We start from the raw sequence: 25217 nt of genomic DNA, 5'->3' as shown, positions 1-25217 counted from the left end.
GGGTTCAGGCAGTGACGCGGCTGCGGGCACGCAGCGTCAGCAGGGTCACGCCGCCGACGCCCGCCACGAACCAGAGACTGACCGCCCGGTAGAGCAGGATCGAACCCAGCGCAATCGACGCCGTGAAGCCGATCCCCGTGAGCGCGGCGACTAGGGCGGCCTCGACGACACCAATGCCTCCCGGGGTCAGCTTGAGCGTGGACACACCGGCTCCGGCCGCCCACACGAGCAACAGGCTCTGCCAGGGCACGGTCCCGGTGACCGCCATGAGCACCGCGGCGAGGCACGCCGCGTCGGCGAGCCAGTTGAGCAGGGACAGCGCCAGGACGTGGATCATCCCGCCGACGCCGAGACGAAAGGAGGCAATCTTGTCGACGCCGTTGATGATTCCCTCGTCGCGCACGCGCCCGCCGATTTTCGGGAGCCGTCGGCGCAGGACGCCGGCAAAGCGGATCGCGTGGCGTTCCACCCCGGCCTGGATCCGCGGCCGGCGGATGCCCAGGATGATGACGGACACCGGCAGCACGACGAACACCAGGCCGAGGAGACCGGAGATCGCGGCGCCGGTGTGCCCGGTCAGGATCGCTCCGGTCGCGACGACGGCGCCGAAGCTGATGCTGGAGAAGATGCCGGACATCATCAGTGCCCAGCCGGCGATCGTCGTCTCGGCGCCGAGGCGGGTGTAGCGGCGGAACGCGAACACTGCCGCCGCGGCCGCGCCGACGACCGGCAGCGAGGTCGAGATGACGTTGCCGCCGTAGGTGGTGGCCAGTACGGATCGGAGCGTGAAGTGTCCACCGTGGACGCTCAGCAGGCGGCGTTGCTGGCGGGCCAGTGACGCGATCGAGACGACCTCCGCCGCCACCGCCACCCCGAGCCACCATGGCCGAGCGTCGCCGATCGCGTCGAGGAGTTCGGCGACCAGGTCGTGGTGGGTGAGCAGCAGCACCACGAGCCCGCCGGTGATCACCCCGCCCACCAGGATCCGGACGATCACCCGCGGCCCGGACGTCGGCCGCCGCGTCACCGGCAGCGGACCGGCCTGCGGTGTGGTCATCGTGCTCCCGTCGTCCCGCACGCGACCGGCCCACGTGCTGCCCGTGAGTCTGCGCTCCCGCCGGGTGATCGGCACTTCGCGACCCCTCGGGGCCACCTTGGTGGCGTTGAACCTGGATCCACCGATGAATATCGTTGTGGATCTTGAGGTGGGTTTCACGTCGGGTGTGCCAGTGATTTTCCGGATCTGGGCGGGAGGATTCTGCCGGTCGCCCTCGTCGGCTGACAGCGCTGGGTCGGTTCCGTCGTCAGGTCCGGGGTTCTGCAGCGGCGGATCTTGAGCCTGTCTCTTTGGGTTGGTGGCTGCGTTTTCGTGAGTGGCGAGGGAGACTTTCCTGGTGGTGAAAGCACGGATAACGCCGTTCGCACTTCGGCAATGACGTTAAGCAACCGGCGTCACGGGCTTGGCGCATCTGTGAGTGATACGCTTTGCGGGCGGCGGCCGCGAAGTCGCTTCTCGTACCGCAATTTGTTGCGGAAGTGGATTTCGCGGCCACTCGATGATCACGTTCCGCGATAATAGGTATCACCTGAACGTGTTCCGAATAAACGTTCGATCCGTAGTAGAATAACGGAGTGCCCAGCGTAACGATCAACCTCCCCGATCCCGACGATATCCGGCGTGCCGATCCGGCGACACTGGTCGACTACGCCCGGGTCATCACCCGGGAAATGAACCGGTACACCGCACTGCTGGAACTCGTGGTCACCAAAACCGAAACCGACGGCATCAAGACCACCCAATCCGGTCGAGCTCGCTGAGCTGATCGGCGAACTCTCGTTGCGGGACACGGACTTCCGTCGCTGGTGGGCGGAGCACGACGTCATCCAGCACACCTACGGTGTCAAGCGACTGCGGCACCCGGTGGTCGGTGATCTCACTCTCGACTACGAAGCGCTCACCGTCACCGACGCTCCAGCTGGATCACCATCCGAGCGCGACCTTCGCCTGCTGGCCGACCTGCCGCTGTCGGCTCCTGTTTCGTTGGGAGCTGACGGTCAGCGATCGAAGACGCCGTTGAGGGTGCCGAAGTCGAGCGCTCCGTCGAGTTCGGTGTAGATGCCGCTGGTGAGCAGTTCGACGGCCGCGCGCCGGGCGACGGAGTAGGCCGCTTGGCTGATGGCGGTGCCGACGCTCACCCGGCGCACGCCTGCCGACGCGAGTTCGGCGATGGTCGGCGCGCCCGGCCCAGCCATCACGTTGATCGGCAACGGCGAGGCTTTGACCAGCGCGGACACCACGTCGAGGTCGACCAGACCGGGGACGAACAGGCAGTCCGCACCGGCGTGCGCGTAAGCCGACGCTCGGTCGAGGACGTCGTCGAGCCGCCCTTCCGGCGCGCCGACGGCGTACAGGAACACATCAGTCCGCACGTTGATCACCAGCTCGGGCAGACCCGCCCGCGTCGCGGCGGCCCGGGCGGCCCGGACGCGAGCCGCCTGTGCGGCGACGTCGAACAGCGGACCACCGGGAGCCCGCGAGTCTTCGAGGTTCACCCCGACGGCTCCGGCGCCGACGACGGCTTCGACGGTCGCCTCGACGTCTTGGGGGCCGGGGCCGTACCCGCCCTCGACGTCGGCGGTGACCGGGATGTCCACTGTGGACGCAATCCGCCGGATCCGGTCGACCATCTCGGCCCTGGTCAGGTTCTGTCCGTCGGACCGGCCGACGGACCAGGCGATACCTCCGCTCGTCGTGGCGATCGCCTTCGCGCCGGCTTGCTCGATCAGCGCGGCGCTTCCGGCGTCCCACGCGTTCGGCAGGATCAGCAGCGTGTCGTGCAACGCCCGCAATGATTCCGCCTTGGCCTTCAGCGTCACGGTTTCTCCCTCGACAAAGAAAAAAGGGGGGCTCGTGGACGCCGAAACGCCCACGAGCCCGCGGTGTGGGTCAGAGGCCGACGAGGAGTTCGTGGTCGATCTCCACGAACTCGACGATGTGCTCGGCGAACTGTCCGACGATGAACTCCTGGTACGCGGACGAGCCGGTGTGGGCCTCATAGGCGGCCTGGTCGGCGAAATGCTCGACGAAGAGCAGGTAATCCACAGTGGCCGGATCGCGGTAGACGCGGAACGACAGCGTCCCGGGCTCCCGCACCGGTCCCTGCGGCGCGAAACGCTCGACGATGGCCTCGACTTCGGCCTGCTTGCCGGGCTTGAGCTTGATGGGGAACACCTTGGTGAGCACGGAGAATCCTCTCGGGTCTGACGCACAGTGCCGTGCGCCGCTGAGTTCAAAGGATCACCCGTCAGGCGGGGCGAAGTCTGGCCGTATTCGGACATGATCGTTGACGAGCACGTCCGAATACGGCTAGCGCTCCTCCGCCGGAGCGCCTATACCTGGGAGCCATGACAACGTTCTCCGCCGTGGTGACGACCGGGATCTACTGCCGGCCCGGATGCGGCGCGAAACCCCTCGCCGAGAACGTCCGCACGTTCGAACTGGCCGCGACGGCGGAGGCGGCCGGCTTCCGCGCCTGCCTCCGCTGCCGCCCGTACCGCGTGGCCGGTCCGCTCGGCGCGGACACGCCCGAACTGGTCTGCCGTGCGGTGCAGCTCATCATCGAAGGCACGTTGGACGAAGGAACCGAGGCGGCTCTCGGCACACGCCTCGCAGTCTCGCCGCGCCACTTGCGTCGACTGTTCGCCGACACTCTCGGCGTCACGCCCGATCAGCTCGCGCGGTCGCGGCGCGCGCACTTCGCCCGACGGCTCTTGGACGACTCAGACCTGAACCTCGCGGAAGTCGCGTTCGCGTCCGGCTTCGGGAGCCTGAGGCAGTTCAACCGCGACATGCGCGAAGTGTTCCGCGCGCCGCCAGGTGAGTTACGCGACCGTCGGCGCCGGGCCGACCGGCTCGCCGCGGACGGCGGGTTGACCCTGCGTCTTCCGTTCCGACCTCCGTTCGACTGGGACACCGTTCTCGCGTTCCTCGCCGATCGCGCCGTCCCGGGGGTGGAGTCGGTCGAGGGCGGCGTCTACCGCCGCACGATCAGCCTGGACGGTGACGCCGGCGTGCTGGAGGTGCATCCCGGTGGTGCGGACCACCTGCTGCTCCGGGCGCACCTTCCGTACTGGGAGGGCCTGATCCACGTCGTGGAACGGGTGAGCCGGCTGGTGGGCGTCGACGCCGACACCGGATCCGCGATGGCGCGCCTCTCCACCGATCCGACGATCGGGCCGCTCGTGTCCGCGCGGCCGGGAGTTCGCGTTCCGGGTGCCTGGGGCACGTTCGAGGTCGCCGTCCATGCTGTTGTCGCGCAGAACTGCGGCCTACCTCGAGCGACGGAACGCATGGGAACGCTGGTCCGGACGTTCGGGCGCGCGGTTCCCGGCCTCGACCACGGGCTCACCCACCTCTTCCCGGCCGCCGAACTGCTGGCGGACGGGGACTTCGGTGCGATCGACCTTCCTCGGCGGACCGCTGAGGCCGTCCGCGCGCTCGCCGTCGGCGTGGCAGCAGGCGACGTCATGCTCGACGGGAGTCTTGGGCTGGCTGACCTCGTGTCGTCGCTGACGTCGATCCCGGGCATCGGGTCGACCGCGGCGCACCAGGTAGCGCTCCGGCTCGGCCAGCGCGACGCTTTCCCGTCCTCGGATCCGGACCTGCGCCGGGCGCTGCGCACCATCGGGGCCACCGGCTCGGCTGAGGAACTCGCCGCGAACTGGCAGCCATGGCGCGCTGTCGCCGCGACGCACTTGGTGACCTACGCCCGGCCGGAGTTCAGAAACTCGTGCGAATTATTCGATCGCGAATCCGGGGCAGGCCGCTGAAGGGGTTGGGGTAGAACGGTGAAGCGGCCGACCACGCCAGGCTCTTCATTCTCGGATCAGCCGCGACTCCGGTCGGCCCGGCTAGGGGAGTCCTGACGTTTTCGGCTGGCTGCTGAGAGTCCTGGTCATCGTGGCCACGACCTCGTCGCCGAACTTGTCGAACTCGTGCTTCAGCAGCGAATCGGCGAGTCTGCCGACCTCGTCGAACACGAGGTTCGCGTGGTAGGTGATCGAGGTTCCCTCGGCGACCGGGACGAACTTGAGATCCTCGGTCGAGGTTTCCGTCTCGTTCTCGCCGAGGAAAGTCAGGTGCCGGGGTTCGTACCGGGCGAGGTGGTAGGCCAGTTCGATCGTCCTGCCGTGAAACTCGGAAACGTGGTGCCACTTCGATCCGACCTCGATCGGCCCGTTGTCGACGCGGCTGCACGACACCGTGCCCGGATTCCAGTTTTCGGCGTTCGCGAAATCCTTGAGGTACGCCACGATGACGTCGACGGGCTCGGGCACGGTGAATGTTCGTACGACGTCGACCATGACCACTCCCGTCCTGCGAACGTACCTTATCCGAGGTTAAGGTACTCCTCGGTAGTTCGCAGGACGGGCTGTAAGTCCACAGTGGACTTTCAGGGGGCGGCCGGGTCGGGGTGCTGCTCACGCCACTGCGAGTCGGACTGCGCCCAAGCCTTGTCGGCCTGGTCCTGGATTCCGGTGAGCTGCTTGTCGACCTGGACGAAGTTCTTGTCGACCCAGCCGACCCAGTTCTTGCTGCTCTTCGCGTCGGACATCCCCTTGATGTATGGGTAGGCGTCCGGGTATGTCTTCTTGATCCAGTTGTCCACGAACTTCGCCTTGTTCTGGGGGCCCTCGTAGACCTTCTTGAGCCAGTCCTCGTGCGCCTTCAGCTTGGCGATGTCCTGGTCCTTCAGCACCGACACCGGACCCGTCGGTTTCGGGTCAGGCGCGGCGACCGCGGGCTCGTCGTGGACGCTCGGCGGCGGTGTGGGGGTGGGTGTCGGCGTGGGAGTCGGCGCCGGTTCGCCGTGGACGCTCGGACCGCCGGCGTCCGACGAGTGGGTCGACGTGCCGTCTCCGCCGGGGGTGTTGTGGTACTCGTCGTAGATGTCCTGTTGGGGACCGTAGCCGTCCTCGCTGTGCGTGCTGCTGTTCGAGCTCGACGGCCCGTCGTGGTATTCGTTGTAGATGTCTTGCTGAGGGCCGTAGCCGTCGTCATTGTGCGCGGGCGGCGGGGTGTCGTCGTGGGTGGCCGGCGGGGTGTCGTCCGTCGGCGTGTGAGGGGTCGGTTCCGGGGTATGCGGCGGCGTGGGGTTGGCCGGGCGCGGCGGCAGGTCGCCCAGCGCGTGACCGCCCGCGGTGCTTTCGCCGTGGGTCAGGTCGCCGAGATCGTGCAGGCGTCCGGCGCTGCGGCCGGCCAGCCCGAGCGCCTTGGCCAGTTTCGCCAGCATCGACGCGACCTGCACGCTGACCACGGTGATCACCTCGGCGACCCCCGCCACGATCGACGCGCCGAAGGTCAGGGGCGCGGTCGCCAGCGCGATGAGCATGGTGGAGATGATGTCGCCGAGGATCGTGGTGATGATGTCGCGGAACAGCGCGCGCACCGCGGCGATGAGCGCCATCGTCGTTTCGACCACGTAGCCGGCCACGTCGACCGCGTGCCCCGAGTCGTCGATGTGGGTCTTGTGGCCGTTCATCGCCGCGGTGAACTGGTCGGCCGCCTGCCCCTTCCAGGTGGGGAGGTCGGCCTTGAGCGCGCTGTCGAGGTCCGTCGCGGCGTTGCGGAGGTTCTCGCCGATGGTGTGCAGCTGAGTGGCGATCACCTTGATCTGGTCCGGGTTGCCGGCGACCTGGTCCAACGGCCAGCGCAGGAACCTGACGTGTTCGATCAGCCAGCCGAGGCCCGCCGAGATCAGCTTGGCCAGCGGGTCGAGCACGAACGCGACCGTGTCCAGGACTCCGCTGGCCACGGTCACACCGATCTCGACGGCCACCGCGGCGCGGTCGCCGCCGTGCGCGGTCTTGAGCGCCTCGATCGAGGTGGCGACGCTGTGCCAGCTGTCGGCGACGCCGAGCCCCGCGGTCGAGTTGTCGGCGGTGAGGTCCAACTGGCTCAAAGTCCATCTCCCGGGCTGATCGTGTTCAAAGTGCGCGTGACGGACTCTTCGTGCTGCTGGTAGGTCGTCGCCGCGGTGACCGTGCTTTGCGCGGCCTGGCTTATTTCGTCGGCGAGCTTGTTCAGGTTGTCCGTCACGGCGGCCATGGCGATCCTGGCCGGGATGGCGAGGATCTGGGCCGCGAAGATGCCGAACGCGCTGTTGTCGAACCCGTTGGCCGAGTGGACGCCGTTGGCCGCGTCGACGATCTCCGCGTGCGCGGTGTCGCTGAGGTAGGACGCGAACTTCCGGAGCTCCGCCGGGTCGACCTCGAAACCGCCGTTGCTCACCATGGGTCCATTTCGCCGTCGTCAGTCTGATCGCCGTCCGCGGCGCGGGAGCGTTTCGTACGCGGTGCCTGCGGGGTCTGGGGTGCCTGCGGCGGCGCCGAAGGTGGTGGGGGCGGTGGGGGCATCCGCGGCGGCGCGACCGGAGGCGGCGGGGATTCCTGTTGTGCCGCTTCGGGTTCTTCCGGTTCTTCGGGTGGCGGGAGGAAGCTCCGCACGACCCGCATCATGTCCGTCCCGCCGGCCATCGGTTCCAGAAGGTCGGCGACCTCACGTGCGGCCTGACGTTGTGCGCGGCCGAAGGTCTCCATGATCGTCGCGGTGAGGCGTGCCGCATTGGGGACCCCTCGCAGCGCGCGGTCGTCGATGTGCAGATCCTGCAACGCGCCGTTGGGGGCGACCGTCACCGTCACCAGCCCGTCGCGTGAGCGGACCGTCGCCTTGGTCTCGCCCAGCTTTTCCTGCAGCAGCTGGCTCTTGGTCCGTATTTCGTCGACCTGGCGCTGGAAGTCGTCCAGCTGCTCCTGCTGTTCCACGACTCCGCACGGTAACGAGCGCGGCGAACCAACTCCCACCGATCGAATGAACCCGAGGTGGCTGGCGCATGACAAGGGCGCGCCGGAATGGCCGTGTACCACGTCGTCCACGGACCGGGACACGTTGACCCTCGCGATAGTCGCTGGTCACCTGGTGCGATACAGCTTTTTTCGGCAACCTGGGGGAATCCGATGGGCAGCGCGTTCAAACTGGGGTTCCTCACCCACCTGGACGGGGCGGGCAAGGACGAGGGCACCTTGCTGAAGGAGCTCTTCGACGTCTTCACCGCGGCCGAGGCGTTCGGTTTCGACGGCGGCTGGGTCGCCCAGCACCACGTCCGTGCCGACTACGGGCGCCGGGCGTCGCCGATGGTGTCCTTTGGCGCGCTCGCCTCACGGCTGCCGCGGTTCCGGCTCGGCACGGCGATGATCGTGTTGCCAATGGAGAACCTGACACCGGATTCGAGCTCCCACGGCGCGTTCGAACTGGGCTTGGGCACCGGTGGGCCGAACGAGGCGTTCGGGGTGTTCGGCCTCGATCCCGCGAACCGCCGTGCGCTCTTCGACGAGCGGCTTGGGGCCCTGCGCTCGGCGTTGCGGGGCGAACCGAAACCGGGCGGCGACCATATCCTCCGGCCGCCGGCGCCCACCGCGGACGGGCGGCTGTGGCAGTCGACCGGCGATCTCGAACGGGCCGCGGTGATCGGCGAGGTCGGGGACGGGCTGCTGCTCGGCACCGCCGGGCACGATCCGTACACCGGGCAGCGACCGTTGGCCAACGCCTACCTGTCCGGTGCCCGCCGGCCCCGGTTCGGCATCGTCCGCACGGTTTTTCCGGCCGAGGACCGGAAAGCCGCGCGTGACGAACTCGTGTCGGCGGTGGCCGTGCACCGCGAGAACCTCACCCGACGCGGTCTGACAGACGTCGCCGCGCTGTCCACCGAGGAGTATCTGGACAGGCTCAACGTGCACCGCGGCACGACGTCCGAGGTGATCGAGAGCCTGTACGCCGATCCCGCGCTGCTCGGGTATCTCAACGCCGACAGCTGGTTCCTGCCGGTCGTCCGCCACGGGCACTCCGCCGCGGAACCGGCGATCGAACGGCTGCGGCTGATCGCCACCGAGATCGCGCCGGCATTGGGCTGGTGGCGTACCTGACACCTCGCGACGTGTCGGCACGACGCGGCCGCACCGACACGTCCCGCGGTTCAGTGGGCGGAAGTGGTGAGCACTTCGTCGAGGACACCGGCCTTGATGTCGGTAACCAGGACCTCGAGCTGCTCGATGCTCATTTCGACGCGCTGGCCGAAGTCGTCGGTGATCACCACCCGGCGTTCGGCGGGGGACTCGTCGGCCAGGTAGACCTCGGGGCAGCCGCAGTTGCAGCTGCCGCAGAACGTCGCGACATGCCGTAGTCCGGGCGTTGCTGCGGTCTCGTCGATCATGGGTCGCTCCCGAATTCCTGAGGTTCGTGGACGGTCACTACGACGCACTGGTCGCCTGCCGGAACCGCCGGGTTCCCGCAACCCCCCGAACGAGTGGCACCGTGCTGCCGTCAGGCCTGGTCACCGGCTTTGTTGGCACTGGCCATAAGCTCGTGGCATGAGAGAGAGCTTCCACGGCGAGTTGACCCTGCTCGGTGAGCGGCTGGCGCATATGTGCGGGCTGGCCGCGGAGTCGATGCGGCTGGCGAGCCGAGCGCTGCTGACGGGGGACCTGGCGCTGTCCGAACAGGTTCTCGGCGACGACTCCGACCTCGACCACGCCCGCGCCGAGTGCGAGGAGCAGGCCCAATCGCTGCTCGCGCTGCAGTCACCGGTCGCCGGCGACCTTCGTACGATCCTCGCGGCGGTGTACTGCGCGGAGAAGATCGAGCGGATGGGCGACCTGGCCGCCCATATCGCCGACACGGCCCGCTTCACCCATCCTGAGCGCGCGGTGCCGGCCGAGCTCGAAGCGGCGTTCACCGAGATGGGCGCGGTCGCGGCCGGGATGGCCGACCGGATCGGCGAGCTGCTCTCCAGCGACGCGGCCGGCGCGTTCGCCGAACTCGACGAGACCGACCACACCCTGGACGTTCTGCATGCCCAGGTTCTGACGTTGATCACCGGCGGTGACTGGCAGCACGGTGTCCGCTCGGCCACGAGCCTGGCCTTGCTGGCGCGGTTCTATGAACGCTTCGGCGACCAGGCAGTCTCGGTCTCCAAGCGGCTGGAGTTCGCCGAGACGGGCATCGAGCCCACTCGCGGCTAGGGGTTGATCAGTCTCCGTTGAAGACGAGGTAGCGCTGCGGCCGGCGCTCGACTTGCGTGGTCAGGTCGAGCACCTGCCGGGCGGCCTCGGCGCGCCTGCCGGGTGACTCCTCGGCCAGCCGCCGCAGCTCAGCCACCACCAGGCGCATCTGCGAGCGGTTGAAGACCGTGTCGTCGCAATCGTCGACGAGCCCGAGCATCGGCAGGTCCAGCTCTCTGGCACGTTCACAGAGTACGTCGAGTGCGAGATGGGTGCAGGTCTGCTCGACCTCGCCCCCCTGGGAACGGACGGCCACGCTGATCGCCATGCCGGAGACAGTAGTGCGGCCGGATCCGCCCCGCAGATCCGCCCCGCGGTTGTCCACCGGACACAACGGGGTGGCCCGGCTGAACCGCCGCGTCCGGCGGTGATCACGCGATGGGGTGAATGTCGGCAGTTCGGCGCGCATGCTCCACTTTGGACATAGCGGGCGCGCCGGCTGGACGTCGTGCATGATAGGGCCGAAGTGCCACCGCCATAAGGAGTTTCCATGACGCGTTCCGGATTCGTGTTCCTTACCGGAGTGCTCGTCGCGGCCGTGGTCGTGCCGGCGGGTGTCGCCTCGGCGTCCGGTGGGCGGGCCCGGGCGGTGGGATTCGAGCCCATCTGCGGTGGGGATTTCGCCCGATTGGCCTGCCAGGTCGAGAAGATCATCTCACCGGCGGGCGACGCCGACGTCCCGGCCGCGGGCGTCCCGGTGGGATGGGGCGCGCCGGATCTCCAACAGGCACACCAGATCTCGGGATATTCGGCAAATTCGGGGAAGGTCGCGATCATCGACGTCGGCGCGGACCCGAACCTCGACGGCGACCTCGCCACTTATCGCGCCCAGTACGGATTGCCGGTGTGTTCGGCCGCGAACGGCTGTCTTCGGCAGCTGTCCTACGACGGCGGCCCCGCCCTGCCCCCGGCCACCGCCGCAGACGACAAGGACATCGACGAGCAGATCGGCGTCGAAACCTCGCTCGACGTCGACATGGCTTCGGCCGCGTGCCCGGACTGCTCGCTGCTCGAGGTGCAGCTGCCGCATTCCGTCCTGCCGAAGCCGGGGAGTGATCCGGCCAAGACAGTGAGTTTCGACGGCTACGCCGACGCCTTCGGAACCGCTGTCCAGACTGCGATCGCGCACGGTGCGAACGCGGTGAGCATCAGCTACGGGATCCCCGGGGACGACCACATGCTGCACGGGTCTGTGGCTGCGCAGCTGTCCCACCGCGGTGTCGCGATCGCCGCATCCAGTGGTGACGCAGGGTTCGAAGGCGCTGACTTCCTGTGGCCGCAAGCCCTGCCGACCGTCACCGCGGTCGGCGGCACCGAGCTGGTGAAGGAATCCGGTCGCTTCACCGAAGGCGCGTGGAGCACCGGCGGATCCAGCTGTGCCCCCCGCGCGACGTCGCCCGAGGGTCAGGCGGCGTCGACCGCGTCACTGTGTTCCGGCGGTCGAACGGGCGTCGACGTGTCCGCGGTCGCCGACAACGTCGCCATCTATGACAGCTACAGCCCGAGCCAGCACCATGCGCTCGGCTGGACGGTCGTGGCCGGCACGAGCGCGTCGGCGCCGTTCATCGCCGGGATGTACGCCGCACGAAACAATCTCGCCACCGTGCTCGGCCCCAACACGCTCTACCAGGCGCAGCCGGAGGCGTTCCACGACATCACCTCCGGCACCAACGGCGCGATCAGCAACGGCCGGTGCGTCACCGTGGGCGACGCCCACCCGGAGACAGCGGCGCCCACTTACGACAGCCGTCTTTGCAATGCGGCGAAAGGCTGGGACGGCCCCACCGGGCTCGGCAGCCCGTTCGGCTTCGGGGCGTTCTAAGCACATTTGTGGTTCTTGTGCTCTATCCGTGGATCCGTGATGGTTGAGGGGCTGATGGGACTGGCTGGTTCCGAGTCGGAGCGTGGGACTCGCCGACGCGGCCCGCGAGTCCCACGTTCACGGCGCCGAGTCCCACACTCGGCCACCGACAGCGCTTGTGACCGCACGCCGACACGACACGACCGGCCCTCAGATCAGCGAGGAAGTCCCTACTCGCCCCGGTCCTTGCCGCTGTAACGCCACCAGCACGCATCAATCACACCCCGGGGACCCACGGATGCCGCAAGTCGCCGTCGAGTTGCGTACTACGCTCGCGACCCCCACACATGCGACCGAACAGCCTGGTTACTGCCCGGGGAGCAGCAGCTTCCAGAGGTGGTCGGCGGTCCCGCTGTCGGCGAACTGGACGACCTGCGCACTGTCCGCTGTGGACATGTGGTCGACGCCGAGCACCTTTCCGGAGTTCTGGTTCTTGACGCGGTGGTAACCGTCGCCGTTGTCGATGAGTGCCCACAGATGATCGCTCGTGCCGGTGTCGCCGAACTGGACGACTTGAGCGCTGTCGGCTGTGGACATGTGGTCGACGCCGAGGACTTTGCCGGAGTTCTGGTTCCGGATGCGGTAGTAGCCGTTGCCGTTGTCGATGAACGTCCAGAGGTGGTCGGCGGTGCCGTTGTCGGCGAACTGGACGATCAGCGCGCTGTCCGCTGTGGACATGTGGTCGACGCCCAGTAGCTTGCCGGAGTTGCGGTTTTGGATCCGGTAGGTCGTCGAAGCGCTCATCCATCGGTGCCCGGCCGGCGACGCGGTGGGGAACGACGTGATCCGTAGTCTGGCCGCGCCCATCGGAATGAGGGTGACAGTCTCGATGGACGCGTTGCTGAGTGCGGGGCTGTCCTGCAGCGGGGAAACGACGTGCTGGTCGTCGGCGGTCCATTCGGCGATCCGACGGGCAGGCGCGGTGATGGTCAGCGGGTTTCCTTGCTGCGTAAAGGGGTCGGCCGCGAGCGTGCCCCCCGCCGCGGTGAAGGTGAGTGCCGCCGCGGGTGCCGTGGGCTCGATCGCGAGGCCGTAGTTCCACGGCGTGGTCGCGTGCACGTCGTATTCGGGGAACTGGTCGCTCCCGGTATAGCGGTCGTACTGTTCGCCGATGCGCAGGGAGTAGGTCAGCGGGCCGTGGTCGACCGACACCGAGCCGTGGTTCGCGCCCCAGGTACGCACGGTGGTCTGCTGCGGCAGCCTCAGGGTCACCCTGTCGCCGCGGTTCCACGTGCGGTTGATCTTGGCGAAGGACGGACCGGGGGAGGCGGCGACGGCCGTGCCGTTGACGCGGATGTCCGGTGTGCTGCACCAGCCTGGGACTCGCAGATACAGCGGGAACGCCACCGCCTTGGGCGTGGTGACGGTCAACGTGACGGTGTCGGCGAACGGGTAGTCGGTGTCCTCGGTGACGGTGGCCGTGGTGCCGTCGGCGACCATGGCGGTGACGGTGCTGGCCGCGTACATGGCGGCGGCGAGGCCGTGGTCCGGTGTGGCGAGCCAGAGTTCCTCGGTAAAATAGGGCCAGCCCATGCCGTAGTTGTGGGGACAGCAGCGATATACGTCGACGCCGGGCTTGAACGCCTGCATGGCGAAGCCGTTCTGGAACTGCCCTTCGGTTTTCGGGCTGTTGTCGAGGTCCACACTGTTCGCGCTGGTGACGTAGTGGACGCCCTTGGCCGCGGGGTCGAGGGCGGCAGGCAGGGAGTTGAAGGCGAGTTCTTCGCAGCGGTCGGCCCAGACCGGGTCTCCGGTCGTGCGCGTCAGAAGCTGGTGGCTGGCCATGAATTCGACGATCCCGCAGGTTTCGAAACCCTGGCGAGGGTCGCCGTAGCCGGGTCGCGCGTTCTCGTCCCCGGCGAAGCCTCCGCCGGGGAACTGGCCGTAGCTGGTCATCACCGTTTCATAGACGTTGTAGGTTGCCTGGGTCAGCGCCGCGGACCCGTTGCGCAGCGCGTATTGGGCGGGTTCGCGGAAGCCCTGGGCGATGTTGACGTTGTGCAGACTGGGAATTGGGCCTGCCCAGTTCGCGCCGTTGGTGTGGATCTTGTCCGCCAGCCCCAGTAGGAACGTGTCACCGGTGCGGTTGAACAGCCAGAAGATGCTGTCCAGTCCGTCGCCCCAGCGCACCGAGACCCAGCTCGAAGTGAACGCGCCCGGGCCCTGGGCGTCCATGTAGTGCAAGAACTTGGTCATGAAGCCGACGATGCGGGTGTCGGCGGTGTACTCCTGCCAGGAGCGCAACGCCTGCAGCATCGGCAGGAACGGCCAGAAGTCCGGGCCGCCGTTGAGCTCGGTACGCAATGGGTTCGGGCCGAAGAAGCCGTCGGATTGCTGAGTGGCCAGGATGGCGTTGATCCATTGGCGGGCGGTCGCCAGCGCGTTGGCGTCGCCGGTGACTGCGGCGAGGTCGACGTATCCACGCAGCCAGTAGGGCACTTCTTCCCAGGCGCGGTTGGCGGGTTGTGTCCAGCCGCTGGTTGAGAGGTCGAGGAAGTGCGAGATCTCCGGGTAGTGCCCGCAGAGGCCGTCGAGCTGGAGCCGTAGTTGGCCGGCCAACCAGCCGCGGGCCGTGATGGCGCCGGGCGGAAGTCTGAGGAAAGCCGTCGGTTGCAGGGGAGCAGCGTTGGGTGTGTAGAGGCCGCCACGAGCCGGCGTGAGCCGGGAAGCCACCGAAGCGGAGGCCGTCAGGCGACTGCCCGCGCTACCGGCGACGGCGGTGGCAACGGCACCGGTGAGGAAACGGCGGCGGTTCAGAGGCACGGTGAACTCCCTGGTCAGGCCGAGGCGAAGCTCTTACAACGTTGTAAAACTGACGCATGAAAACGGTGTTCGGTGCCGAAGAGGAGAGCACGAGCCAGGTCGCGTTGTCCATGGTTCAGACCAACCTCGAGCCGAAGAGCCCAATCGCCGACCACGGCTCGGTTCCCGCCCGCGGGCGGGAACCGAGCCTCTTGGTCGTGTGCGGTCAGCCGATGGTCGTGGTGCTGAACACCGGACTGGGGTTGGGGAAGCAGGCTGTCGGCGCGGAGATGTCGCCGAGGAACGAGCTGACGACGGTGGTGAACGTCAGCCCCGGGTCGGTGAAGCTGGTGCCACCGAGGTGCGTCTCGATGGTGCCGGAAGCGCCTGCCGTCAGCCAGATGGTCACGGTCGGCAGTTGGAAGGTCGCGCCGCCGGCGATCGGGCCGTCGAAGTTGACCGTCGCGACGCCGCCGGACTCCGTGATCGTCGGGGTCGAGCCGAGGCCCGAACCGCCGGTGAGCGTGGCGTTGACGTACGTCGTGTTGGCGGGCACCGGGATCTTGAACGCGAACCCGGTGAGGTCCTTGATCGTGAAGCTGGACACCGTCGAGGGGACGGTGGTCGGCGCCGGGTTGACGACGATGTCGAGGCTGGCGCCGGCCGCGACGGTGACCGGGGCAGTGACGGTGGCGTCCTGGGACAGGCTCGCACTCTGCGGGCCGACGATGGGCGCGTTCGCCTGGCAGTCGAAGTTGACGGTCGTCGCCGCGGAAGCCGGCGACGCGAGCACGACGATGGGGAGGAGCGCGACCGCTGTTCCGGCCAGTGCGCGGGTACTGATACGGCGCAGAGCTGACTTCATTGTCCACCTGCCTGGGGTGAGGAGGGTTGGAGAGCAGCGTTGGAGAGCAGCACAGTCGCGCGACGCTTAGATAGTAACCAGCATGGTGACCAACCCGTCAAGAGAAATCCGTAGATTTTTCATGTTTTGCTGGGGGTTGCGTGGGACTCGCCGGGATGTGGGTGGGACTCGCGGGCCTGTTCTTCCGGCGGACCCGGAGCTTGACCTGGAGTGCACTCCAGGTGCGATCCTGGGTTGGTGAACTCTTACTCGCCTGCCGAAGTGACCGTGCAAACCGGATTCAGCATCGACACGCTCCGCTACTACGAACGCATCGGGCTGATGCACGAGGTCGGCCGCACCGCGGGCGGGCGGCGGACGTTCACCGACGAAGACCTGCGGTTCCTGCACCTGTTGCGGTGCCTGCGCGACACCGGCATGCCCATCGCCGAGATGCAGCGGTTCGTCGACCTGCTCCGCGACGGGGACGGCACGCGGGACGAGCGGGTCGACGTCTTGCGCGATCACGAGCGGCGCGTGGGGGAACAGATCGAGCGGCTGCGCGAGCACCAGGAGCACATCCGGTTCAAGATCGAGCTTTTCGCCGGGCAGCCTGCCCTCTCCGAGGCCTGAGGCGACCACCTCTGCCTTCTCGGAGCTGTCGGCAATCCGGTGGAAGCAGGTTTGCTGAAAGCATTCGAAGTTTTGTCAAAGATGGCCACGCCGGTGGGCGCGGTCAGGCAGGCCGGCGTGACCGCGCACACCGTGCTCTTGTAGCGCTTCGGTTATTCGGAGAGCCGGTTGGGTCGACTCGTCAGCTGATCCGGATGGACGCGACCAGTGGCGGATGGTTCGGGTAGGTGATTGCCGAGGTGCGACCAGATCTTCAACAAGTCGTTCCGGTCACCGCAACCGACATGGTCGATGGCGAAAGCGGCACCGGTCGGCACAATGACGGTGAACGCGGCGGCAGCGGCCCGACCTGGTGGTCGATTTCCGAAACCTTGCCGGGGTGTCTTCGACCGTCAAGTCTGGCTCCCGGTAGAACCCGCGCAGTGTCGGCAACGCCGGCCTCCCGGCCGCCAATCCGGGAAAGTCTGCCGCCAGGATCGAGGCTAGGCTGTCGACTTCCTTCGAGGGGAGTCGACAGCGTTGACCGAGCGCGATGACGTCCGTGAGCTTCCGGTCCCCGAGCGGCTGGGCACTGTTGTCGACCTGGCACCGGTGGGTGCTCAGCCGACCTGGCTTGCACTGGGTGAGGACGGCACGATCAGCCGATGGGACCTGGCCACGGGCGACCACGAAACACTCGCAGCGACGCCCGGCGTGTCCGAAGCCGATCATGAATCGTGGGGTGGCTACGAGTGTCGGCGGCGTTTACATGCCTCGGCAGACGGTGCGTTCGCCGCGGTGGTCAACGACTTCGGCCGCTACGGTGAGGTCATCGACCTGGGCACGGGCCAGGTCACGATCGTTTTGGACAATCAGGGCGACGACGAGGAGACCGTGCCGTTCTCGCTGGCGTTCGCCGAACACAAGGGGCGGCGCTTCGTCGTCCACCGCACGAAGTCGAACCGGCTGGACGTCTCAGACGCTCGAACGGGAGCACTCCTGACCGAACGGGCGGGCGTCGGTCCTGGCGACGAGCACGAGCTCGACTACTACCACGGTGCGCTGTACGTAAGTCCTGACGGAAAGCGGATCGTCGACGACGGCTGGGTGTGGCATCCCGTCGGCTTGCCCAGCGTGTGGGAGATCGGCCGTTGGCTCGATGGCCACGTCTGGGAGTCCGAGGACGGGCCGAGCCGGTTCCTTCTCTGCGACCGGACGGACTACTGGAATCACGCGATGACCTGGATCGGCCCGGACCGCGTCGCGGTTGCGGGGCTTGCCGAGGACGTCATGCGTCCGTGGGCGCGGATCTTGGACACGGGCCGGATCGCCGAACGCGAAGGGTGGCAGCTCAAGATGGCGGTGGAACTGCTCACGTTCGAGGGACCGGCCGGTCGGTTCTTCAGTGACGGCTCACGGCTGTTCAGCTCTGACGACACGGGACTGTCTACATGGGATCCAGTCGATGGTTCACTGCTGAGTACTGTTCCCGGCTTTTCGCCCACCCATCACCACGGGGGTGCCGGGCAACTCCTCCAACTCGACGGCTGCCTGGTGCGCCTGCTCCAGACGTGAGCGGCTCAAGGTGTATATAGTTTGAAACCCTCTCGAGGTATCTGACCAGCATAGAGTATCTTTATCCATAGCTAATGCATACACTCTGCGGTGAGGTTCGAGGGAGGTGACCGGTGTCGCTGGAAGAGCTGCTCGCCGGGCAGACCGGGCTGCGGATCCGCGATCCACGGCAGACGACCGTCGACCTGCACGCCCACCTGCGCGAACTGATCGTGGTCGGCATTTTCCCCGTCGGCACCCAGCTCAAGCAAGCGGAACTGGCCCGCATCTTCGCGGTGAGCCGGACTCCCATGCGGGAGGCGTTCCGCATGCTTCAGGAGGAAGGCCTGCTTTCCGCCGAGCCCAACCAGCGCAGCCGCGTGATCGGCCTGGACCCGGGTGAGCTCGAACTGCTGTACGCGGCGCGGATCAGCCTGGAATGCCTAGGCACCAGGTTGACAGCCGGCCGCCTCACCCGCGACGAGGTGCGTGACGCGACGGCCACTCTGCGGGAGATGGAACGGACGCACCACGCCGACGACCTGGTCAGCTGGTCCCTTGCGCACCGTCGTTTCCACCGGCTCCTGGTCGGGCGCTGCGGGCCGACTGTGCTGCGCACCATCAGCTCCTACGGTGAGCAGAGCGAGCGATACGTGCGCTTGGTGCAAACCAAGCACCTCGTGGAGTTCCGCGCCCGGCAAGAGGAGCACATCGCGATGTTCGACGCCGTCCGCACCGGGGACGCCCAAGCCGCCGTCGTCCGGACCGCCGAACACCTGTCGGGGACGGCGTTGCGCGTCATCGCCGACGTGGCTCCTGGTCGCAGCGCCCCGGCCATCGACGCGGCCGTCCGCCTCGCCACCGGAACCACCGCCGACTGGGCCCCCATCGCCTCGGCGGATCGGTGACGGTCGGCTCGCCTGTCAAGTCCGCTCCACTGCAGCAAGGACCGGGGCGGACTGGGGTTCGTGGACCGGATGCGAGGGCCTGTCTCTTTGCGTTGGTGGTGCTTTTGCTCACGAGTGGCCGAAACGGAACGTTCCTTGCGGTGAACGCACGGATGACGCCGTTCGCACTTCGTCAATTACGTTAAGCAACCAGCCTCGTAGGCCTGGTGTATGAGTGAGTGAAACGCTTTGCGGGCAGTGGCCGCGAAAGGCACTTCTTGCACCGTAATTCGCGGTGAAAGTGACTTTCGTGGCCAATCGATGACTACTTTCCGCAATTAGCGGAATCACCTGAAAGGGTATCGAATGTGCGTTCGACTCGCGGTAGAATAAAAGGGTGTCCAGCTCAGTGATCCGGTTTCCCTCGCTTGCCGAGATTCGGCGTGCGAATCCGGTGGAAGCTGCTGTGATCGCCCGCCAACTGGCGCGGATTTACAACGAGTGCGACGCGCTGTTTGGTGTGTTGGCGGCGAAGGTGGAGACCGAGGGTGTGAAGGTTGTCTACCAGTATCTGAACACGGCACTGTGGTTGGATGATGTCACCCAGATCGGCCCGGCGGCGGCGAAGCGGATCGTGATCCGGGGTAAGGCCGTGAACTCCTCCAGCACCCTGGGCGGGACGGAGATCCCCGCGATCGCACCACTGGCCGGTGCTGCGGCACGCGCAGGTGAGATCACTCCCGCGCATGTGGACGAGATCGTGAACACCATGATCAAGATGCCCGCGACCGTGTCTGCTCGGGATCGTGCGGGTGCGGAGAAGATCCTGGTCGACCTTGCCCGGCAGGCGACACCCCTCGAGGTCCGTAAAGCCGGTGACCGGTTGTTGAACACGTTCGATCCGGATGGGCCGGAGCCGAAGGATCCGCCGGAGCGACCGCAGCGGGAGCTGGCGTTCCAGGAACACCGTGACGGCTCCGCGACGCTCAAAGGCAAGCTGGACAACCTGGCCTACGCGCAGTTGCGGGCAGCGTTGGATCCACTCGCGAAGCCGCACTCGACGAAAGAGGAAGGCCGCGACACCCGCAGTCAGTGGGAACGCCAAGCCGACGCGCTGGTCGACCTGGTCCGGCTCGCGATGACGGTGAAGAAGATCCCGACTCATGGTGGTGATCGTGTGCATGTGGCGGTCACCGTGGACTACGAGACGCTGAAGTCCGGGATCGGGGTGGCGATGCTCGACTTCGGTGGTGTCATCACGGCAGCGGAAGCACGGATGTTGGCGTGTGACTGCAAGATCATTCCCGCTGTTCTCGGTTCGGACAGTGAGCCGATGGATTTGGGGCGATCGAAGCGATTCATCACTCCCGGGCAACGCTGCCGTCTCGTCATGCGAGACCGCGGCTGCGCTTTTCCCGGTTGTAATAAACACGCCAAACATACCGAGGGTCACCACATTGTGTTTTGGGCTAATGGTGGCCAAACCAACTTCGAGAACCTCACCCTCTTATGTGAACGCCACCATAGGTTGGTGCATTGTGGTGGTCGGGAAGTGCGGATGGGCGGTGACGGGAGACCGGACTTCATCCCGCCCGCTTATCTCGATCCGCTTCGAAGACCCAGGCGCAACACCTGCCACGTGTAACAGAATATCCCATTTCAGGGCTCGTGAGTGCCGCGACCGGATCATCCGGCCGCGACACTGACGAGCCCTGATTGCATTCCCCCGCTTTCGCAACTCGCCGGCGAGTTGCGAAAGCCGACAGCGGTACTGTGGTCAGGTCGGGACCGGTGGTACTACGACGTGACGGGAGTGGCCCTCGGATCCGTACGCCGTGCCCGTCGTCACCCCGGTCCTTGCTTCAGTAGGCGGGAACCCAGCGCCGCGAGCCCGGGCCTGGTGCCGTTGACGCGGCTGGCGGAGTCCGCCGGGGGTGGCGGACCCGGCCCGCCTCTTGGCGCTACTAGGCCATCTTCACCACCAGCACGTCACACCCGGCACCCAGTCGCTGCTGGCTACTCCTCGTCGGTGACGGGGAGGATATTGTAGTTCATGCGGAAGAAGTTCTCCCGGTCGTAGCGGGCCTTGACGCGGCCGAGACGGGCGTACTTCTCCGGGCCGCCGAAGGCTTCGACGACGCGGTCCATCTCGTCGAAGTTGAGCATGTTGACGTAGATCCCCTTGCCGATCCACGGCGCGAGATCGCCGACGATGGTGCGGGTGCGGGCGATGTGGTCCTCGTCGTCGGCCGGGTCGTCCCAGCTCATCGCGAAGTTCAGCCACAGCGAGTAGTTGCGGTTGGAGAACGCGGTGGCGTCCTCGGGCACATCGCCGATCGCGCCGCCGAGACCGATGAGCTCGACCTCGCCGCGCATCGGCATGTCCTTCCAGAACTCGACAAGAGTGTCGATGGCTTCGTCGGCAAGGTCGGTGACGTGTGCTTCCTTGGTGTAGTAACGATGTCCGTCGGCGAACTCCTCGTCGATGAACCGTTGCACCTTCGCCGCGAACGGTAGCACCTCGGTCACCTGCAGACACGGTTTGCCCACCGCGCCGAGGCGTTCGACGACTTCCGCGCCTGCCGGGTCTTCGGCGTCCTCCAGCCACATCGAGAACAGCATCAGCACCCGCTTGCCGACCAGGTCGGGCGGTACGAAGGGAAGTGCGGGCATACCGTCCTTGAGCGCGCCGTGCCAGCCGACCGAGCGGGAGAGCGTCGGCACGATCGCGGCATACTCTCGCAGCGCCTCCGCCGCATCCTCGGGGTGGTACAGCGAAATGCCGATGCGCATCATCGGGCCGAACTCGTAGGCCTTGAAGGTGAAGCGGGTGACGATCCCGAAGTTACCGCCGCCGCCCTTGAGCGCCCAGAACAGCTCGGGATGCTCCTCTTCGGACACTTCGATGACCGACCCGTCGGCCAGGACGACCTCGAGCGAGACGAACTGGTCGCAGGTGAGCCCGTACTTGCGCGAGAACCAGCCGATGCCGCCGCCGAGCGCGAGGCCGGGAACCCCGGTCTCCGACATGATCCCGGCCGGCACGATCAGCCCATGCTGCGACGTCACGGCGTCGACGTCGCCCAGCCGGGCGCCACCGCCGACGTGGACCAGCCGCCGCTCGGCGTCGACAGTGACCTCGCGCATCCCGCCCAGGTCGATGGTCAGACCACCGTCGGACATCGCCTTGCCGGACACCGAATGCCCACCGGCGCGGACCGCGGGCGCGAGTCCGTGGACCTGTGCGGCGTTCACGGCCGCGACGACGTCGGCAGTGCTCGTGCAGCGCAGGATCAGACCGGGACGCTTGTCGATCATCGCGTTCCACAGCGTGCGGGCGGTGTCGTACTCCGGGTGGTCGGGGGTGATGATCTCGCCGTCGAACCGACCGGCCAGGCGGTCGATGAGGTCGGTGAGCACGTCGTCGCCGATACCGGTGGCGGTCAACGGGGTCGAGGTCATGGGGTGCTGCCTTTCCTGCTGGGGAAGGAGATGGTGGTGGCGGCCGGTTACCGGGCCGGTAGGGGATCGCCGGATTCGGTGGTGATCTCGGCGAACAGCGGGGCGAGGTCGATATGGACGCGCAGTGACGTCACCAGCGCGTCCTGTCGGTCGAGCAGCGAGACGCACGGCAGGACGACTTCACTGCCCGCCTTGGTCCAGTAGTGCACGCTTGCTTCGAGGACCGCGGTGCCGCCGTCGACGAACCAGAGGTGGCGCCGGTCGTGGCGCAGTCCGCCGATCATCGACCAGAAGCCGCCGATCGCCTCGGAGATCGCCGCCTTGCCCTCGGCGGGCGGGTTGTTTCCGAAGACGACCACGGCATCTTCAGCATGATTATCTACAAAGGACTGCAAGTCCATCGCGTCGACTACGGCGAAGTAGTCGGTAACCCAGTCGGTCATGATTGGTCCTTACACCGTAGCGCCGGCGGCGACCTTGCGGATAGCGGAAAGCGTGGACTCGACCGCTTTGCGGTAGTCGACGGCCATCCGGTCGGCGTGGCCGTGCTCCTCGGGTGAACCGCCGGGGACACCGCGCACAGCTAGGGCGAAACTGAACCGCAGCCCGAGTGCGCCATCTTGTTCTTCGATTTCGTTGGTGATAGTGCCCAGGACGGGCCCGCTCAACCGGGTGAAGATGACCCGATCCGGCTCCTCCAAGGTGATCCGCTCGGTCAGCCGATCGCCGTGTACCTCGACTTCGCGGTCGAACACCGTGTCGCTGTGCCGCTGCGTCACCTCGCAGTGCGTCATGACGGCGACGAACGGGAGCGCGTTGTTCGCCTTCGCCACCAGGCCTTCCCAGAGCGCTTCCCGCGTCACCTCGGGGTTGCCTGGCTCGTTCACCGGCAGGCTGTGGGTCACGAAGATCATCACGTCCTCCTTTACGGGTGTTGGTAGCCGAGATGGCCGCGCTCGACGGCGTCGGGCGGCCAGTGATCGCAGATCGCCCCGGTCAGTTGGGTGCGCAGGCAGGTCGGCGGATCGCACGGACAGGTCCGGATGGCACCGATCTCATCCGCCGCGACTTTCGACGGCCAGTCCGGATCGACGAAGAGCGGCCGCGCGAGGCCGATCGCGTCAGCGTCGCCCCGTTCCAGTACCGCGGCCGCGTCGTGCGGGTCGCCGAGGACGCCGTTCGCCACCACTGGTACGTCCACAGTGGACTTGATGGCGCGGGTGGAGTCGATTCCGTACCCACGGCGGGAAAAGAGTCCGATGTTGGGTTCGCACCGCAACGCCTCGAATGTCGCCGGGACGGGGAACAGGAACTGTGCTCCCGCCTCGACCAACAGAGGTGCGAGTCGTGCCGCGTCCTCGACGGACCATCCGCCGGGCATCAGTTCGTCGACGAGCAGGTGGACGCCGAGCACGAAGTCCGGGCTGGTACGTTCGCGGACGGCCCGGACGACTTCCCACGCCAGCCGGACGCGGTTGGCGAAGTCGCCACCCCAGCGATCCGTACGATGGTTCATCCGCGGCGAGAAGAACTCCGAGATGAGGAAACCTTGGGCCGCGTGGACGTGCACGCCGTCGAATCCGGCTTGTTCGCAGAGCCATGCGGCGTGTGCGAAGGCCTCGATGCTTTCCTCGATCTCGGCTTCGGTGATCTCCTGAGGCGTGACTACGCGGCCCGGCGTCAGCTCGAACGGGACCGCGGACGGCGCCAGCCTGCGCGCCTGATCGTAGACATCCCACGGCCCGGCGTACCGTCCCGCGTGCACGAGCTGCACCAGTGCCAGCGCGCCGTGGCGCTTGATCTCCGCCGCCAGCGCGCTCAGCCCGGGAAGGTGGGTGTCGGAGGCCACGAGCGTCTGGCGCGGCATTTGCCGCCCAGCCGTGCTCACCGCGAAATTCTCCGTCACGACCACCCCGGCGCCGCCCTGCGCCCGACGTCCGTAGTGCTCGAGCTGGGCGGGGGTCACGTATCCGTCGGCATCGCCATAACAGACGGACATCGGCGCCAGCATGATCCGGTTCGGCGCGACCCGCGCACCGATCCTCAGCGGTGTGAACAGCGTTTCAAACGTCATCGTCCGAACCATCACTCGCTCCACAGTGGATTAGGGGGTACCCGCGGTGATCACGACGGGTACGCGGGTGACGGGGTTCTCGAGGACACCGAGCGGGCCGATCTCGATCCTGACCAGGTCGCCGTCGGCCAGCGAGATGCCCTGCGCGACGCCGACGCCCGACGGCGTCCCGGTCGCGATGATGTCCCCGGGTTCCAGGGTCATGATCGTACTGGCGGTGGCGACCAGCTGGGCGACCGAGAAGATCATGTCCGCCGTGGAGCCGTCCTGCTGAAGGGTTTCGTTGCGCCACAACCGGATCGGCAGGTTCTGCGGGTCCGGTACGAACCAGGACGGGACGAGCGATGGCCCCAGCGGGCAGAACGAGTCGAGCCCCTTGGACGCGAGCCAGTCGTAGGTGAATGGGGGAGCGAGCGGGTTTTTCCGCGCGTGGAATCCGCGCGCGGAAATGTCGTTGAGGATGGTGTATCCGGCGACGTGCTCGAGCGCGCGATCCTCGGGGATGGTGCGGCCTCCCAGTCCGATCACCACGGCGAGTTCGGCTTCCCAGTCGACTCGCGCCGTGTCGTCGTCGGGGATGACCACGGGGTCGCCGGGGCCGGCGATCGTGGTCGGCGGAAGCAGGAAGAAGTACGGCTTCAGGCCCGGCGGTAGCTCGGTGATGCCCATTTCGCGAGCGTGGGCGAGGTAGTTCGCGCCCGCGCAGATCAGCTTGCGCGGCGAGCGTATCGGTGCCAGCAGCCGGAGTTCGCCGGCCGGTTTCGCCCCCGCCGGATCCCAGGCGCGCAATGCCGGGGCGACAGCTTCCCAGTCGCGGACGACGTCGAGGACGTCTGCGTAGCCGGTCAGCGCGGGCACCTCGACCACCTGATCGCCCACCAGTGCGGCCGGGTGGGGCTCACTGCCGCCTTTCGGTAGCGCGCTCACCAGTCCCCAGGTTGTCATCGACCTCTCCCTTCGGCAGCCACTGCCCTCGCACGCACAAAGTGCATGCAGTTGGTAAAATCATAGTGCCGCCGCCGGCGGCCACAGTCAAGCCATCAAGGCGGTGGTCTGGTATATCTC

The 25217-nt window shown here is 67.1% G+C and carries 26 protein-coding genes; 10 read left to right on the top strand and 16 right to left on the bottom strand.

What is annotated here, in order from left to right; genetic code table 11:
• Positions 1-4: 4 nt before the first annotated feature.
• Positions 5-1057, bottom strand: a complete 1053-nt coding sequence (locus tag JWQ81_RS18515) for a YbhN family protein (RefSeq protein WP_297543147.1) — start codon at positions 1055-1057, stop codon at positions 5-7.
• Between the two features lie 575 nt (positions 1058-1632).
• Between JWQ81_RS18515 and JWQ81_RS18510 the strand changes: the two genes are divergently transcribed.
• Both JWQ81_RS18510 and JWQ81_RS18505 read left to right on the top strand, forming a co-directional pair.
• A complete protein-coding gene (locus JWQ81_RS18510) occupies positions 1633-1818 on the top strand; it encodes a hypothetical protein (protein ID WP_297543145.1) in 186 nt (61 codons plus the stop codon).
• A 19-nt stretch (positions 1819-1837) separates the two neighbouring features.
• Positions 1838-2116: a hypothetical protein gene (locus JWQ81_RS18505; protein WP_297543143.1), complete on the top strand. Its 279-nt coding sequence runs from the start codon at positions 1838-1840 to the stop codon at positions 2114-2116.
• Here the strand turns inward: JWQ81_RS18505 and JWQ81_RS18500 are convergent.
• Together JWQ81_RS18500 and JWQ81_RS18495 are read right to left on the bottom strand one after the other, a co-directional pair.
• Positions 2056-2877 carry an isocitrate lyase/phosphoenolpyruvate mutase family protein gene (locus tag JWQ81_RS18500; RefSeq protein WP_297543141.1) on the bottom strand — a complete coding sequence of 274 codons (822 nt, stop codon included), beginning with the start codon at positions 2875-2877 and terminating at the stop codon, positions 2056-2058. The two genes, JWQ81_RS18505 and JWQ81_RS18500, sit on opposite strands and share 61 nt — an antisense overlap.
• 70 nt (positions 2878-2947) lie before the next feature.
• Positions 2948-3244: an antibiotic biosynthesis monooxygenase family protein gene (locus JWQ81_RS18495; RefSeq protein ID WP_297543140.1), complete on the bottom strand. Its 297-nt coding sequence runs from the start codon at positions 3242-3244 to the stop codon at positions 2948-2950.
• A gap of 161 nt (positions 3245-3405) precedes the next feature.
• Between JWQ81_RS18495 and JWQ81_RS18490 the strand changes: the two genes are divergently transcribed.
• Complete coding sequence (locus JWQ81_RS18490) at positions 3406-4830, top strand: AlkA N-terminal domain-containing protein (RefSeq protein WP_297543138.1); 1425 nt, start codon at positions 3406-3408, stop codon at positions 4828-4830.
• A gap of 81 nt (positions 4831-4911) precedes the next feature.
• Here the strand turns inward: JWQ81_RS18490 and JWQ81_RS18485 are convergent, their stop codons facing one another.
• The 4 genes from JWQ81_RS18485 to JWQ81_RS18470 all read right to left on the bottom strand — a co-directional run bounded on the left by JWQ81_RS18485 (position 4912) and on the right by JWQ81_RS18470 (position 7824).
• Positions 4912-5364 (bottom strand): SRPBCC family protein, encoded by a 453-nt coding sequence (locus tag JWQ81_RS18485; protein WP_297543136.1) that lies wholly within the window; start codon positions 5362-5364, stop codon positions 4912-4914.
• 89 nt (positions 5365-5453) lie between these two features.
• Positions 5454-6962, bottom strand: a complete 1509-nt coding sequence (locus JWQ81_RS18480) for a hypothetical protein (RefSeq protein WP_297543134.1) — start codon at positions 6960-6962, stop codon at positions 5454-5456.
• A complete protein-coding gene (locus JWQ81_RS18475; RefSeq protein WP_297543132.1) occupies positions 6959-7294 on the bottom strand; it encodes a type VII secretion target in 336 nt (111 codons plus the stop codon). The genes JWQ81_RS18480 and JWQ81_RS18475 overlap by 4 nt, the downstream gene beginning before the upstream one ends.
• Complete coding sequence (locus tag JWQ81_RS18470) at positions 7288-7824, bottom strand: YbaB/EbfC family nucleoid-associated protein (protein WP_297543130.1); 537 nt, start codon at positions 7822-7824, stop codon at positions 7288-7290. The genes JWQ81_RS18475 and JWQ81_RS18470 overlap by 7 nt, the downstream gene beginning before the upstream one ends.
• Before the next feature lie 192 nt (positions 7825-8016).
• Here JWQ81_RS18470 and JWQ81_RS18465 point away from each other — a divergent pair, with 192 nt between their 5' ends.
• Complete coding sequence (locus JWQ81_RS18465) at positions 8017-8982, top strand: LLM class flavin-dependent oxidoreductase (RefSeq protein ID WP_297543129.1); 966 nt, start codon at positions 8017-8019, stop codon at positions 8980-8982.
• A gap of 50 nt (positions 8983-9032) precedes the next feature.
• Here JWQ81_RS18465 and JWQ81_RS18460 read toward each other — a convergent pair whose 3' ends face one another.
• Positions 9033-9269 (bottom strand): hypothetical protein, encoded by a 237-nt coding sequence (locus tag JWQ81_RS18460; protein WP_297543127.1) that lies wholly within the window; start codon positions 9267-9269, stop codon positions 9033-9035.
• Positions 9270-9426: 157 nt separating this feature from the next.
• Between JWQ81_RS18460 and phoU the strand changes: the two genes are divergently transcribed.
• Entirely contained in the window at positions 9427-10077 is a 651-nt protein-coding gene (phoU, locus tag JWQ81_RS18455) for a phosphate signaling complex protein PhoU (protein WP_297543125.1), read from the top strand.
• Positions 10078-10084: 7 nt separating this feature from the next.
• On the opposite strand, the gene JWQ81_RS18450 is transcribed toward phoU, so the two are convergent.
• Positions 10085-10384, bottom strand: coding sequence for a hypothetical protein (locus JWQ81_RS18450; protein ID WP_297543123.1), 300 nt, complete (start codon positions 10382-10384; stop codon positions 10085-10087).
• A 222-nt stretch (positions 10385-10606) separates the two neighbouring features.
• On the opposite strand from JWQ81_RS18450, the gene JWQ81_RS18445 reads away from it, so the two are divergent.
• Entirely contained in the window at positions 10607-11938 is a 1332-nt protein-coding gene (locus tag JWQ81_RS18445) for a S8 family serine peptidase (protein ID WP_297543121.1), read from the top strand.
• A 345-nt stretch (positions 11939-12283) separates the two neighbouring features.
• On the opposite strand, the gene JWQ81_RS18440 is transcribed toward JWQ81_RS18445, so the two are convergent.
• Positions 12284-14740, bottom strand: a complete 2457-nt coding sequence (locus tag JWQ81_RS18440; RefSeq protein ID WP_297543119.1) for a beta-L-arabinofuranosidase domain-containing protein — start codon at positions 14738-14740, stop codon at positions 12284-12286.
• 205 nt (positions 14741-14945) lie between these two features.
• Positions 14946-15584: a cyclase gene (locus JWQ81_RS18435; protein ID WP_297543117.1), complete on the bottom strand. Its 639-nt coding sequence runs from the start codon at positions 15582-15584 to the stop codon at positions 14946-14948.
• A gap of 210 nt (positions 15585-15794) precedes the next feature.
• On the opposite strand from JWQ81_RS18435, the gene JWQ81_RS18430 reads away from it, so the two are divergent.
• From JWQ81_RS18430 to JWQ81_RS18415, 4 genes are all read left to right on the top strand, one after another.
• Entirely contained in the window at positions 15795-16196 is a 402-nt protein-coding gene (locus JWQ81_RS18430; protein ID WP_366942311.1) for a MerR family transcriptional regulator, read from the top strand.
• Positions 16197-16715: 519 nt separating this feature from the next.
• The gene (locus JWQ81_RS18425) at positions 16716-17750 is read left to right on the top strand and encodes a hypothetical protein (RefSeq protein ID WP_297543113.1); all 1035 of its coding nucleotides are present in this window, start codon (positions 16716-16718) and stop codon (positions 17748-17750) included.
• Between the two features lie 113 nt (positions 17751-17863).
• A complete protein-coding gene (locus tag JWQ81_RS18420) occupies positions 17864-18637 on the top strand; it encodes a GntR family transcriptional regulator (RefSeq protein WP_297543111.1) in 774 nt (257 codons plus the stop codon).
• A 376-nt stretch (positions 18638-19013) separates the two neighbouring features.
• The gene (locus JWQ81_RS18415; RefSeq protein ID WP_297543109.1) at positions 19014-20261 is read left to right on the top strand and encodes an HNH endonuclease signature motif containing protein; all 1248 of its coding nucleotides are present in this window, start codon (positions 19014-19016) and stop codon (positions 20259-20261) included.
• A 371-nt stretch (positions 20262-20632) separates the two neighbouring features.
• On the opposite strand, the gene JWQ81_RS18410 is transcribed toward JWQ81_RS18415, so the two are convergent.
• Genes JWQ81_RS18410 through JWQ81_RS18390 form a run of 5 tightly spaced genes read right to left on the bottom strand, consistent with a single transcriptional unit; the run spans position 20633 to position 25097 of the window.
• Positions 20633-22078 (bottom strand): FAD-binding oxidoreductase, encoded by a 1446-nt coding sequence (locus JWQ81_RS18410; protein WP_297543107.1) that lies wholly within the window; start codon positions 22076-22078, stop codon positions 20633-20635.
• 47 nt (positions 22079-22125) lie between these two features.
• A complete protein-coding gene (locus JWQ81_RS18405; RefSeq protein ID WP_297543105.1) occupies positions 22126-22521 on the bottom strand; it encodes a nuclear transport factor 2 family protein in 396 nt (131 codons plus the stop codon).
• A gap of 9 nt (positions 22522-22530) precedes the next feature.
• Positions 22531-22992, bottom strand: a complete 462-nt coding sequence (locus JWQ81_RS18400) for an SRPBCC family protein (RefSeq protein WP_297543103.1) — start codon at positions 22990-22992, stop codon at positions 22531-22533.
• 11 nt (positions 22993-23003) lie between these two features.
• Positions 23004-24152, bottom strand: coding sequence for an NADH:flavin oxidoreductase (locus JWQ81_RS18395; protein ID WP_297543101.1), 1149 nt, complete (start codon positions 24150-24152; stop codon positions 23004-23006).
• Between the two features lie 30 nt (positions 24153-24182).
• The gene (locus JWQ81_RS18390) at positions 24183-25097 is read right to left on the bottom strand and encodes a fumarylacetoacetate hydrolase family protein (protein ID WP_297543099.1); all 915 of its coding nucleotides are present in this window, start codon (positions 25095-25097) and stop codon (positions 24183-24185) included.
• Positions 25098-25217 lie beyond the last annotated feature (120 nt).

This window comes from Amycolatopsis sp. (genome assembly GCF_025464955.1).
In the GTDB taxonomy this organism is placed as follows: Bacteria; Actinomycetota; Actinomycetes; order Mycobacteriales; family Pseudonocardiaceae; genus Amycolatopsis.
Note: the sequence above shows the minus strand (reverse complement) of the source record. Positions and strands in the feature narration are given on the sequence as shown.

Excerpts from the sequence above, each read along its gene's own strand:
- JWQ81_RS18515 (WP_297543147.1), bottom strand. The coding sequence starts at position 1,057 with ATGACCACACCGCAGGCCGGTCCGCTGCCGGTGACGCGGCGGCCGACG.
- JWQ81_RS18490 (WP_297543138.1), top strand. The coding sequence starts at position 3,406 with ATGACAACGTTCTCCGCCGTGGTGACGACCGGGATCTACTGCCGGCCC.
- JWQ81_RS18485 (WP_297543136.1), bottom strand. The coding sequence starts at position 5,364 with ATGGTCGACGTCGTACGAACATTCACCGTGCCCGAGCCCGTCGACGTC.
- JWQ81_RS18475 (WP_297543132.1), bottom strand. The coding sequence starts at position 7,294 with ATGGTGAGCAACGGCGGTTTCGAGGTCGACCCGGCGGAGCTCCGGAAG.
- JWQ81_RS18465 (WP_297543129.1), top strand. The coding sequence starts at position 8,017 with ATGGGCAGCGCGTTCAAACTGGGGTTCCTCACCCACCTGGACGGGGCG.
- JWQ81_RS18460 (WP_297543127.1), bottom strand. The coding sequence starts at position 9,269 with ATGATCGACGAGACCGCAGCAACGCCCGGACTACGGCATGTCGCGACG.
- phoU (WP_297543125.1), top strand. The coding sequence starts at position 9,427 with ATGAGAGAGAGCTTCCACGGCGAGTTGACCCTGCTCGGTGAGCGGCTG.
- JWQ81_RS18450 (WP_297543123.1), bottom strand. The coding sequence starts at position 10,384 with ATGGCGATCAGCGTGGCCGTCCGTTCCCAGGGGGGCGAGGTCGAGCAG.
- JWQ81_RS18445 (WP_297543121.1), top strand. The coding sequence starts at position 10,607 with ATGACGCGTTCCGGATTCGTGTTCCTTACCGGAGTGCTCGTCGCGGCC.
- JWQ81_RS18435 (WP_297543117.1), bottom strand. The coding sequence starts at position 15,584 with ATGAAGTCAGCTCTGCGCCGTATCAGTACCCGCGCACTGGCCGGAACA.
- JWQ81_RS18410 (WP_297543107.1), bottom strand. The coding sequence starts at position 22,078 with ATGACCTCGACCCCGTTGACCGCCACCGGTATCGGCGACGACGTGCTC.
- JWQ81_RS18405 (WP_297543105.1), bottom strand. The coding sequence starts at position 22,521 with ATGACCGACTGGGTTACCGACTACTTCGCCGTAGTCGACGCGATGGAC.
- JWQ81_RS18400 (WP_297543103.1), bottom strand. The coding sequence starts at position 22,992 with ATGATCTTCGTGACCCACAGCCTGCCGGTGAACGAGCCAGGCAACCCC.
- JWQ81_RS18395 (WP_297543101.1), bottom strand. The coding sequence starts at position 24,152 with ATGACGTTTGAAACGCTGTTCACACCGCTGAGGATCGGTGCGCGGGTC.
- JWQ81_RS18390 (WP_297543099.1), bottom strand. The coding sequence starts at position 25,097 with ATGACAACCTGGGGACTGGTGAGCGCGCTACCGAAAGGCGGCAGTGAG.